Origin of the sequence: Pedobacter rhizosphaerae (assembly GCF_900111155.1) — a bacterium.
GTDB classification, from domain to species: Bacteria; Bacteroidota; Bacteroidia; order Sphingobacteriales; family Sphingobacteriaceae; genus Pedobacter; species Pedobacter rhizosphaerae.
The window spans coordinates 1-11,437 of sequence record NZ_FOGG01000062.1 but is presented as its reverse complement, the minus strand read 5'-3'; the positions used below and the strand labels follow the sequence as shown (position 1 = coordinate 11,437).

The following is an 11,437-nucleotide window of genomic DNA, read 5'->3' as shown; positions in this document are numbered from 1 at the left end:
AATAGCCATGATCTGGTTCTGATAATAGGGCTTGAAAACTGGTTTCTGGACTGGCATAAATTTCAATTATTTATACTTAAATATCTGAAATACAGACAAATAAGCCAAATTTAAAAAGATGGAAAATTAATTTTTTTTCCACAAAAAAAGAGACTGCCTTTTTGAGACAGCCTCATTTTTTGTTTAAGATAACTCCTTTTAGCTTTCGGGTACAATACTCCACACACCTAACTTCACACTCCAAAACTATTTCCTTATCTTTGCAACACATGGGAACACAGGTAGATTTAGGTTTTAAAGGATATAAAAATTACGGAACGCATTTGCGTGAGAAATATAATGGTCAGCGTGTATTTAAGGTAATTGTGGATGGGGGCTTTACTTGTCCGAACAGAGATGGTAGCAAGGGCTATGGAGGTTGTACTTACTGTAATGTAGATTCATTTACCCCGGAGCCCTCGAGAAAGAACCCGGCAATTAAGGATCAGCTGGCTGAGGGGATGTTTAGGGCCAAGAATTCTTATAAGGCAGATAAATATATTGTATACTTCCAGCCTAATACCAATACCTACGCACCAGTACATTATTTAAAAATGATGTATGATGAAGCACTGTCTATTAATACCGAGGATATTGTTGGCTTTGCCGTGGGTACCCGACCTGATTGTATCGATGCAGAAAAAGTAGCCTTACTGGAAAGTTATACAGATCGTTTTGATGTGGATTTGGAGATGGGGATGGAATCGATATATGATGAAACCCTTAATCAGATTAACAGGGGCTGTAGTCATGCAGAATTCGTAGCGGCGGTAGAATTATTGGAAAACAGTAAGCTCGACCTTTGTGTGCACACCATATTTGGCTTTCCTTGGGAAACCCGGGAGCAGATGCACGGCTATATTCATGAAATTAATCGTTTTCCGCAGATTAAGTTTGTTAAATTTCATCATCTTCATATTGTTGAAGGCTCGATAATGGGCGTGAAGTATAAAAAGGAACCTTTTAAATTGTTTTCATTAGAAGAGTATACTGATTTACTCTGTGAATTGATTCCATTGTTAAGGCCGGATATAGTTATTCAACGACTTTTTGGGATTTCTGACTGGGATTTGCTTATTGCACCAAATTGGGGGCTTAATAAATCGGCAATTCAAACGTATATTGATAAGGAAATTGAAAAAAGACGTGTAGTTCAAGGATCGCAGTATTTTTAGTAGAAAAACTAAATTTTATCATAATTTTTATAAAAACTCATGAATTTTCATGGGTTTTTTGTTTTTATATCTGTTTTTGTTGGTGATTTTATGTTAAAATAGGTCTGAATTGTGTAATGTATTGAAATTGCTCTGTTTTATTTTTATCAAAAAATGGTATTATTTGTTAGTGATTTTTCTTTTTATTTTAATTTTCTGATAAAATTTTAATTGTTTTTACAAAAATTATGGTTTTATCTTAAAAATTTTAGAAAATATTATGTAAAAGAGGTGATATATTGTACTTTTATAAAAATTAAAAGCGAATAACTTAAATATTTATCAATACAAACAAATTAAACTAAAAATTATGAGTAATTTTTCCTTTAAACAATGGGCTCCATTTGTAATTCTGATGGTGGTCGCAGTTTTATCACTCTTCGTTCCGCTTTTGCCGAACTTTGATGAGGGTAAATATAGTGCTGCCGATATTGCATTTGTTTTAGTTGCAGCTGCACTAGTATTCTTAATGACTCCAGGACTTGCATTTTTCTATGGTGGTATGGTTCATCGCAAGAATGTATTATCAACCATGATTAAAAGTGTTGTAGCTGCAGGTGTTATTACTGTTCTTTGGACAGTTGTAGGCTTTAGTCTTGCATTTGGTGATTCAATCGGTGGTTTCATCGGAAGTCCTAAAACTTATTTGTTTTTCCAAGGTGTAAATTCAGGACCAGCATGGGGAACTATTCCTTTGTCATTGTTTGCTGTTTTCCAATTGATGTTTGCTATCATCACGCCAGGATTAGTAGTTGGTGCTGTTGCTGAACGTATCAGATTTACTTCGTATATCTTATTCATCGTATTGTTTGCCATTTTCGTTTACTCTCCGTTGGCACACTGGACATGGTCTCCAAATGGTTTCTTGTTGAAAATGGGTGTTTTAGACTTTGCTGGCGGTACAGTAGTACACATTTCTGCAGGTATGGCAGCATTGGCTGGTGCATTGGTTTTAAAGCGCAGAAAATCACACATGGAGCATAAAGAAGTTCCACCTGCAAATATCCCTTACGTATTAATCGGAACAGGTTTATTATGGTTCGGTTGGTTTGGTTTTAACGCAGGTTCTGCTTTAAGTGCAAATGCATTAGCGGTTTCGGCCTTCATTACTACTAATACTGCTGCAGGTGCTGCTGGTTTATCATGGATGTTCTTTGATGTTGCCAGAGGTAGAAAACCTTCAGTTTTAGGTTTCTGTATCGGTGCAGTAGTTGGCTTGGTAGCCATTACTCCGGGAGCAGGTTTTGTAAGTATTCCTTCAAGTATCTTTATCGGTGCAATTGCTGCGGTTGTTTCTAACCTTGTAGTTTCATGGAAACAAAAAACCAGCTTAGATGATACTTTAGATGTATTCCCTTGCCATGGTGTTGGTGGAATCGTAGGTATGATCTTAACTGGTGTTTTCTCTACTAAAACAGTAAATGCTTTGGGTGCTGACGGTTTGTTCTACGGCGGAACTGACTTCTTCTTAACTCAATTAAAAGGAGCTGTGATTGTGATTGCTTTCAGTTTTGTAGTATCATTTGTGATCTTCAAATTCATCAACTTAATTCAGCCAATCCGTGTATCTGAAGAAGAAGAAGAAATGGGTCTTGATGAGTCTCAACACAATGAGAAATATTCTCAAGGAACTTTATTGGTTGAAGAGAAAGTTGCTTATATCGAAAAAAATAGCCCATTACAAGAATCTTTAACCTAACCAATTAAAGACAATCAACACTAATATCTAAACCCCAATTCAGCTCAAACATGAAGAAACTTTTATCCGCTATATTTACTATAGCTAGCTCGGCCTGTGTCTTCGCTCAAGAGGCGCCAACATCTCCACTGGAATTTTCAGGATCGGTAGATACTTACTTTAAATATGATTTTGCTAAACAACCAAACATTACTACCTCTTTTGCCAGTGATCACAATTCAGTATCGTTAGGTATGATTGATCTGGTATTGAAGAAGAAAACAGGCAAAGCATCATTTGTAGGAGAAATATCTTTCGGACCAAGAGGACAAACTCAATCTATTCCGGATGAGGCAGCAAATGGCTCGTCATTCCATATCCAGAACTTATATGTAAACTATGATTTTACAGATCAGTTCTCGATGACAGCTGGTTATATGGGTACTTTTATCGGATATGAGGTAATCTCTCCGGTAGGAAATTTTAACTACTCAACTTCTTATTTATTTACCAGCGGACCTTTCCAGAATGCCGGTATCAAAGCAACTTATAAATTCTCTGATAAGGTGAGTTTAATGGCTGGTTTATTTAACGACTGGAACGTTTATAGTGCATCAAGAGGTGTATCTAGCATTGGTGGCCAGTTAATGGTTTCTCCGGTAGAGGGATGGACAGCTTATTTGAATGTTTTATCTGGCTTAAGTGGTTATGGCTATGGTACTATAGAAGATTTAACTACTTCTTATCAAATTACAGATAAATTTAAGTTAGGCTTAAATGCCGCTAACTATGATGTTGATAATGACGGCGGCGGTTATGCTGGTGTTGCCCTTTATCCGCAATATGCTGTTGCTGATGCGATAACGCTAGGTTTAAGAGGTGAGTACTTCAAAACTAAAGACGTGGGTACTACTGCTGGTACAGCCTTCACTAGTGTAACGCTTACCGCAAATATTAAATCTGGAGGTTTAACTTTTATTCCAGAGGTAAGGTTAGATCACAATAAAGATCTTCCGTTTGTAAAAAGCAATGGTATGTCGGTACCAAATGCCGGTCAGTTCTCTTTAGCCGCTGTTTACGCGTTTTAAAAGAAATAAATAATTTAGAATTAAGCCGCCAGCAATCTAACTGGCGGCTTTTTAGTATCTTTAAACTCAATAACGATATATCTTAATATGAAGCACTTCCTGTTTTTACTACTTGTACTATTATCCGCTAAGCTTTGGGCTCAACAGAAATCTTTTCCTCTGGATGATAATGGAAAATACATTTATTATAAAGTTGTAGATTCTCAGGTGATCAGTAAAGACAGTTTGATGCTTCGGGCAAAAGCCTTCATCAGCAAGCATGCGAAGTTTATCGTTACGGAAAATGTGTCTGATAGTTCTATTGCTGCAAAAGGCAGGACAGTTATAGATAAAACAGTTCTGGTAGCTTCACATCCGAGCGGAGAATTAAAATACAACTTCAATTTCGAAACCCGCCCGGGAAAGTACCGGTTTTGGTTTAACAATTTTGAATTTATTCCTTATCAGCGTGATCGTTATGGTAATTATGTAGCCACAACTAATATAGGTACGCCTTTAGAGAGGAGTCCGAGTAAACTGGCTGCTGCGGAGTGGAAAGCCATATTGGCGAGTGCTTATCTCAAAACGGAGAAGATTGCTGCTGATTTTCAGAAGTATTTAGCCACGGATCGAAAACCTAAAGCTAAGAAGAAGGAAGAGCAGATTTCGACGAAGAAATGGTGAGGAGAGGGGACGTTGAACTGTTTAATTGCTTAATTGTTTAACTGGTGAGTTGTTTAACTGGAGAGGTGGTGAGTTGCTTAACTGGTGAGATGGCGAGTTGTTTAACTGTTTAATTGCTTAACTGCTGAGTTGAACAGTGTACCGAATAGGGACTCGACTTTTTTGTAGCGGTAATCAAAAATTGCTTTGATCTTGTTGTTAACTATGGCTGCATTCGCTACTGCGCCAATTGGTCCCCAGCCTATACTGTAGTGTAGGATGTCGCGCATGAGTACGCCACCTGGTATAGATTCAAAGTGATGATAGTGGTGCCAAAATGCAAATGGACCAAAGCGCTGTTCATCAATAAAATATTCCTGATCTTTTACATGGGTAATTTCTGTAACCCAGTCTAATTTTATCCCAAATAAAGGTGCTACTTTATAGGTAATGATCATGCCTGCATACATTTTATCTTCTTTGCTAATGGGTGAGGTTACATCAAAAGTCATGTCTGCAGGAGTGATATCCGCTAAGTTTAGTGGGGAAGAGAAAAAGTCCCAGGCCTTTTCAAGTGGCACCGGGATTTTTTGATTGAATTCTAGTCTATATGTTTTCAAATTTATATTTTAATGAAGGAACAGCTGAATGGCGATTTTGTTGTAGGCAATGTAAAAATTCTCTAAATTAGTCATTCATTAAATTAATCATTCACTCAGTACTTCATTAATGTTCAATGCACCATTTTGTCTGCACAGGTAGAGCTGGCAAAGGCTTCGGGTTTAGCTTTAAAAATGAACCCCATACTTAAGATATACCCCATGGCATCATTCAATGCTTTGTTTGATTTAAACGATGGGTTGGTATTGATATCGGCATGGACTTCCAGGGCTACATCGTAAATGTCTAACAAATCACAGATGGAATAGGCTGTTTCTATTGATTTCTGTACTTCCATCAGCATTCTTTCTTTAATGCTCACCTGTTGGTTGCTTTTCTCCTGGTGGATGTACATAAAACCTCCATGGTGTTCTCTCAGCAATACAATAACAGTTGCAAAATCAGTTATGGCTCCCTTCACCTGAGAGTCTGTTCCGATGCATACTTTAAGTTTAAAGCCGTTTTCAGTTTCTCTGATGATTGCTTTTTCGACTTCTTCGAGGATCGTAGAATGAATAATTTCTCCGCTAAATTTCTTCCAGGTCATACACTATGTTTTTTGAGGTTAACAAATGGTAATCAGGTTTTTAATAAAAATAAGCGCTATAAATTAAATTGGTGTTAAGTTTAAAAGGTTTATTTGCTAACAAAAAGTTAGTTATCAACAAGTTAGTGAAAAAATACTGTTATTGGCTTAACTTTTTTGAAACAAATGATAAACCGCATCGTTGTAATTAGAACAACAAAGCTAATTACTATGAATACCGAACTTATGCATGAACTTCAGTTATTGCAGCAGAGCAGAGCAAACAAGTTTGCTGATGAGTTAACAGATCGTTTTTTATCATCTGTTGAGGCTGTAAATGAAAAATTCACTTCATCTATTTCAAAGCGGGGAAACATGTTAATGATTCTGGAGAGCAGGCTGAGTTTATCTACCCTGAGGAGGTTGAGGGAACGCTTTTTTAAGAAATAGGTTTTGTTATGGGTTGCGGGGTTATGAGTTACGAGACTGGATGTAGAACCTACAATGTGACTGTTAGCCTGGCAATAGTTAATAATGCTCGTGCATTATGTAATGTTGCAGTTGCGTGATTTAACTTTGCAGGCGCGTCTTTTAACTTTCCGGATGCATTATTTAACTTTGCAGGCGCTTCATTTGAGTTTGCGGATGCGTCATTTAACTTTCTGGATGCATCATTTAACTTTGCAGGTGCTTCGTTTAACTATGCGGGTGCAACATTTAACTTTATGGTTGCATCATTTAACATTCTGGCTACATCATTTAACTTTCCAGCTTCATCATGTAAGGACACAGATGCGTCATGTATGATATTACATTCTTCTATCTCACATCTCCATCCACAATCTTACGCTAATATCTAAAATCGTACGTACCTTTATGGCCGAATGTTAGAAAAAGCCCTAAAAAGATTAAATATTACTGCATTGAATGAGATGCAGGAAACAGCGTTAAAGTCTGCTGCTTCTGGTAAGGACATCATACTGGTTGCGCCTACCGGATCTGGTAAGACCCTGGCCTTTCTGTTGCCTCTAATACAGCGTTTAAAGCCTGAGATAAAAGGTGTTCAGGCACTCATTTTAACACCATCGAGAGAGTTGGCTTTACAAATTGAACAGGTATTTAAGCAATTAGGTACTTCGTTTAAGGTAAACTGCTGTTATGGCGGACATTCTGTACGGGTTGAAAAAAATAATCTGGCTCATCCGCCAGCGGTACTCATTGGTACGCCTGGAAGAATTGCTTACCACCTGGAGTATGGTAATTTTGATGAATCTGGTATCACTAAACTGATATTGGATGAATTTGATAAATCTTTAGAGTTTGGTTTCGAATCTGATATGTCTTATATCACCAACTCATTGCGCTCTGTTGATCAGAAGATATTAACTTCTGCTACAAAAATGGCTGAGTTTCCTGCTTTTTTAGCCATTGAAAATCCGATAGAAATAGATTTTACTGAACATTTGCCTGCAAAGCCCGATTTGACTTTAAAAAAGGTAATTGCGCCTGCTGCGGATAAACTGGATGTATTATTTAGATTATTAAGCAAGATAGGTGATGCGAACACACTTGTTTTCTGTAACCACAGGGAAACGGTAGACCGGATAAGTGATTTGCTTTTTGAGCATGGCTTAGGTCATGACGTATTTCATGGTGGCATGGAGCAGATTGATCGGGAGAAAGCACTTTTGAAGTTTAGAAACGGCAGTCATAGGATATTAATTACAACAGATTTAGCGGCCAGGGGCCTGGACATACCTACTGTTGCCAATATTGTTCATTACCAATTACCTTATACGGAAGATGCTTACATTCATCGGAATGGGCGTACAGCAAGGATGCAGGCAAAGGGTACGGCTTATGCGATCTTAACTGAAGAGGAAAATTACAAGTATCTCCCGGACGATATTGAAACTGAGGTTCTGGCAGATCGTTATGATATACCTGAGGTTAGTGATTGGGTAACTTTATATATTCCCAACGGCAAAAAGGACAAAATAAATAAGATAGATATAGTAGGCGTATTTTTGCAAAAGGGGAAACTGGCTAAAAATGATTTGGGTTTGATTGAAGTTAAAGATTCATCTAGTTACGTGGCGGTTAAAAGGGATAAGGCTGAGGAGTTGTTGAAAAATTTAAGCAACGAAAAAATAAAGGGGAAAAAATTAAAATTGGCAATAGCAAAATAAGCACAGCTTATTTCAGTTTTAATGTAACAAAGTAATTTTTTCTATTTCTAATTTAAGTGATAATTTATAAGCCTGGCAAAACCAGCATAACAATATATTTATGAGTAACAACGATATACTAAAAAAACTACGTGTAGCACTATCATTAAAAACTGAAGATATTATTACGATTTGCGACCTGGTTGGATTTAAAGTAACTAAAGCAGAATTAGGTGATATCTTTAGGAATGAAGATCATGAGAACTTTAAGCCTTGTGGGGACCAGATTTTGCGTAACTTTTTAAATGGCCTGGTTATTTATAAAAGGGGACCTAGAGATGAGAAAAAGCAATAAAACATGCTTTTTATTGTTTTTTTTAGTGCTAACGTTCTCATTTAACGCTTTCTCTCAAGCCCCTATAAAAGTTTCTGGAAATGTAATCGATTCTGTTATGAAGCCTATTGAGGGTGTAAATATCAGTTTGATTGTTAATAAGGACACACTAAGAACCCATTCTGATGCCCGGGGAAATTTCTCTTTTTCAAAGGTTGGAGGTCAAAAATTTACCCTGAGCTTAATGGCTTTGGGGTACAAATCGCACACAGCTGTTTTCGAAGTTGATGGTAGTAAAAAGAATATTACCCTTTCAGCAATTGTGCTTAAAACAGCTGCCATTCTGCTTCAGGATGTTGATATTAAGGTAAAGGTAGATCCGATTAAGATTAAGAAGGATACGATAGAATATAATGCTGCGGCATACACCATCAGGGAAAATGATAAGGTGGAAGACTTGCTTAAACAGCTACAGGGTGTTGAGGTAGATGAGAATGGTGGGGTGAAGGCCTTGGGTAAAAAAATGACCAAGCTCCGTGTAAACGGCGAAGATTTTTTTACCAATAATGTGGAAGATTACATCCGGCAGTTGCCTGCAGATATTATTGCTAAGCTTCAGGTAATAGATGATTATGGTGATGAGGCTAACTTTACAGGAATAAAAATTGGTCAACCCCAAAAAATGCTCAATTTGGTTACTAAACCTGAAATGGGTAAGGGGGTTTTTGGGGGTGCGTCTGAAAGTTCGGGTACCAATAATGCCCACAGTTTAAACCTGAATGGTAATGTTTGGGAAAAGGCAAACCAGGTTGGATTTGGGGGTAATATTGGCCTAACGGATAATAAGTTCAGTAAATTGAATAGTAATAGCTTTAATGCCAGTGTTCGCAATAAACTAAATAAGGGCTTTAGCTATAATGCCGGTTATCGTCTTTCAAATAATGTAACTAAAGCTGTTCAAAGCTATTTTACAGAAACCTTTAATCCCCAGGGAACCATATACGACCTGAGGGAAAGTCTAAACGAATCTACGGTATTGAATAATGCTATAAATGTGGGCTTGAATGGTTCTGATCGTAAGAACTACCTCAGTTTATCTTTGTCTGGCGCGTTAAATAATAACCGGAACGATGCTAACTCGGTGTCTAAAAAAACAGGCTTGATTAAACAGGATTTAATATCCAGTTCTGGTGCGAAAAGTAAGAACCCGGGCTTAAGTGGCGATTTAAACTGGTCTCGGCGCTTAGCGAATACCAAGCGTTCCTTATCTATTGGCCTCAATTTTGGAAGAAACCAAGGGCAATCTGAAAGTGATATCAGTGATATTATCCGTTATTATAATGAAAGTACCAATGTATTATTAAAAGACTCTTTGCTGAACAGATTGGTGGAAAACAATACCCTAAACTCGAATATTGGCGGGAGTATTCAATTTTCAAACGCTATAAAGAGTAAAAAGGACAGTTTGAATTTTAGCTATCTGAGTATTTCTTATCGTTTTTCGGTTAGTAAAACACAGAATGTTCAAACCACCACGGTTGCGAATCAACTGGGTATGCCAATTCCGGTAGATTCACTGGGGCAGGATTACATTTCCAATTTTGTAAATCAGAGTATAGGTTTGGGACTTAACAGCAATAATAAAAAACTGAGTTACGGAGTGGGTTTGACCTTCTCTCCAAGTGTTATTATTGGAGAGTATGCCAACACGGGGCAAAGATTGAAAAACTATCAGTTAAACTTTACACCGAGCGGAAATGTGAGTTATCAACTGAAGGAAAATACCAGCGTTGGCTTTGGTTATAGCGGATATACCAATACTCCTGATTTTAATAAACTCCAGCCCATCAGGAATACCAATGATGTACAGAATATTACTATTGGAAATCCTAATCTGAAAGCCACATCCAGTCATACGGCCGATTTAAGTTATAATCAATTTGGGCTGAAAACTGGTTTTAGTATGATGTTGGGTATATCTGGAACGTTTGCCTTTAACAGTGTGGTGAGCAACACCATTTTTTTAACTGATACGCTGAACAACCTCAAGCAGCAAACCACCTTTGAAAATGTTAACGGTATTTATAGTATCGGAGGGAATTACTCATTAAGTAGAAGGTTTTTGGATGAAAAGCTGATTCTTTCCTGGAATGGTAATATTGGCTATTCACATAATGTGTTTTATACTGATGATGTATTGAACGAGAGTAGCGGTATTAATGTGACTAATGCATTCAGGTTTAACCTCAACCAAAAGAAATTTTCGGTAACGGCAAATACTTCTTACAGTTACAGTTCTAATACTTATTCCGTACTTAACCAGAACATTAGTAATGTACAGTTAATCAGCTTGAGTGGGGGCGGAACCTATATTTTTAGCCCAAAATTCAAAATCAATGGAAATGCTTCTAAGAGTTTTAATTTCGGGTATAGGTTGAGTGCCGGGAATCCACTTTTGGTAAATTTTTCTGCAACGATGTCGTTCCTGAAGGATAACAAACTCAACTTTTCTCTTATTGGTAATGATTTGTTTAACCAGGGCGCTTTATTCCGGACGAGCATTAATAATAACTCCATTTCGGAAAACAGAACCCGGTTTATCAGCAGGTATGTACAGGCCTCGGTGAGTTACAATTTGAGTCAGTTTGGTGGGAAAAGGGGATTGGGGCTTAATGTGAAGTAATTTTTTTAACCACTTTAGGCATCTCAGATATCTAAGTTTTCATTCGCTGTATTTTAAAATCCTCGCTATAGTATGTCGATACGGCCTTTCTTGGGTTAGGCATCATGGCTCAATCCTGTTCGTCGAGTTCCGCATGAGCTCTACGGATTGTTTAATGGAGGAGAGTCTTTGACTCGGTTTAATTAATGTTGAGTTATGAAACTCAACGGTATGTTGTAATCCGTAGAGGCGCTGCGCTTAACTCTACGGACAGGGTGGGTCTTTGGAGGTTCGGGCATCATGACTTATAACTTAATACATACCACTTACAATTTTTTTAACCGCGAATGGTAATGGTGGGGATGGTTTTTTGAATTTGACTTCCTCTGGCCTTTGGAGGTTCGGGCATCATGACTTATAACTTAA

The 11,437-nt window shown here is 37.5% G+C and carries 10 protein-coding genes; 8 read left to right on the top strand and 2 right to left on the bottom strand.

The annotated features are described in order from the left end of the window. The first annotated feature begins 269 nt into the window (after window positions 1–269). From BMX11_RS23590 to BMX11_RS23575, 4 genes are all read left to right on the top strand, one after another. On the top strand, window positions 270–1,214 hold the full coding sequence (locus tag BMX11_RS23590) for a tRNA modification radical SAM protein MnmL/YtqA (protein WP_090889930.1): 945 nt from the start codon (window positions 270–272) through the stop codon (window positions 1,212–1,214). 349 nt (window positions 1,215–1,563) lie between these two features. Next, window positions 1,564–2,952 carry an ammonium transporter gene (locus BMX11_RS23585; protein ID WP_090889928.1) on the top strand — a complete coding sequence of 463 codons (1,389 nt, stop codon included), beginning with the start codon at window positions 1,564–1,566 and terminating at the stop codon, window positions 2,950–2,952. Between the two features lie 50 nt (window positions 2,953–3,002). Beyond that, the gene (locus BMX11_RS23580; RefSeq protein WP_090889925.1) at window positions 3,003–4,019 is read left to right on the top strand and encodes a porin; all 1,017 of its coding nucleotides are present in this window, start codon (window positions 3,003–3,005) and stop codon (window positions 4,017–4,019) included. Between the two features lie 87 nt (window positions 4,020–4,106). Next, entirely contained in the window at window positions 4,107–4,682 is a 576-nt protein-coding gene (locus BMX11_RS23575) for a DUF4468 domain-containing protein (RefSeq protein ID WP_090889922.1), read from the top strand. A gap of 101 nt (window positions 4,683–4,783) precedes the next feature. Here BMX11_RS23575 and BMX11_RS23570 read toward each other — a convergent pair whose 3' ends face one another. Next, window positions 4,784–5,281, bottom strand: coding sequence for an SRPBCC family protein (locus tag BMX11_RS23570; RefSeq protein ID WP_090889919.1), 498 nt, complete (start codon window positions 5,279–5,281; stop codon window positions 4,784–4,786). Between the two features lie 113 nt (window positions 5,282–5,394). Beyond that, window positions 5,395–5,868: a ribonuclease H-like YkuK family protein gene (locus BMX11_RS23565; RefSeq protein WP_090889915.1), complete on the bottom strand. Its 474-nt coding sequence runs from the start codon at window positions 5,866–5,868 to the stop codon at window positions 5,395–5,397. Between the two features lie 210 nt (window positions 5,869–6,078). Between BMX11_RS23565 and BMX11_RS23560 the strand changes: the two genes are divergently transcribed. The 4 genes from BMX11_RS23560 to BMX11_RS23545 all read left to right on the top strand — a co-directional run bounded on the left by BMX11_RS23560 (window position 6,079) and on the right by BMX11_RS23545 (window position 11,032). After that, complete coding sequence (locus BMX11_RS23560) at window positions 6,079–6,297, top strand: hypothetical protein (RefSeq protein ID WP_139180260.1); 219 nt, start codon at window positions 6,079–6,081, stop codon at window positions 6,295–6,297. 434 nt (window positions 6,298–6,731) lie between these two features. Beyond that, window positions 6,732–8,036, top strand: a complete 1,305-nt coding sequence (locus BMX11_RS23555) for a DEAD/DEAH box helicase (RefSeq protein ID WP_090889910.1) — start codon at window positions 6,732–6,734, stop codon at window positions 8,034–8,036. A gap of 100 nt (window positions 8,037–8,136) precedes the next feature. Beyond that, a complete protein-coding gene (locus BMX11_RS23550) occupies window positions 8,137–8,370 on the top strand; it encodes a DUF1456 family protein (RefSeq protein ID WP_029274124.1) in 234 nt (77 codons plus the stop codon). After that, complete coding sequence (locus BMX11_RS23545) at window positions 8,321–11,032, top strand: outer membrane beta-barrel protein (RefSeq protein ID WP_090889907.1); 2,712 nt, start codon at window positions 8,321–8,323, stop codon at window positions 11,030–11,032. Before BMX11_RS23550 ends, BMX11_RS23545 begins: the two co-directional genes overlap by 50 nt. The last annotated feature ends 405 nt before the right edge of the window (window positions 11,033–11,437 follow it).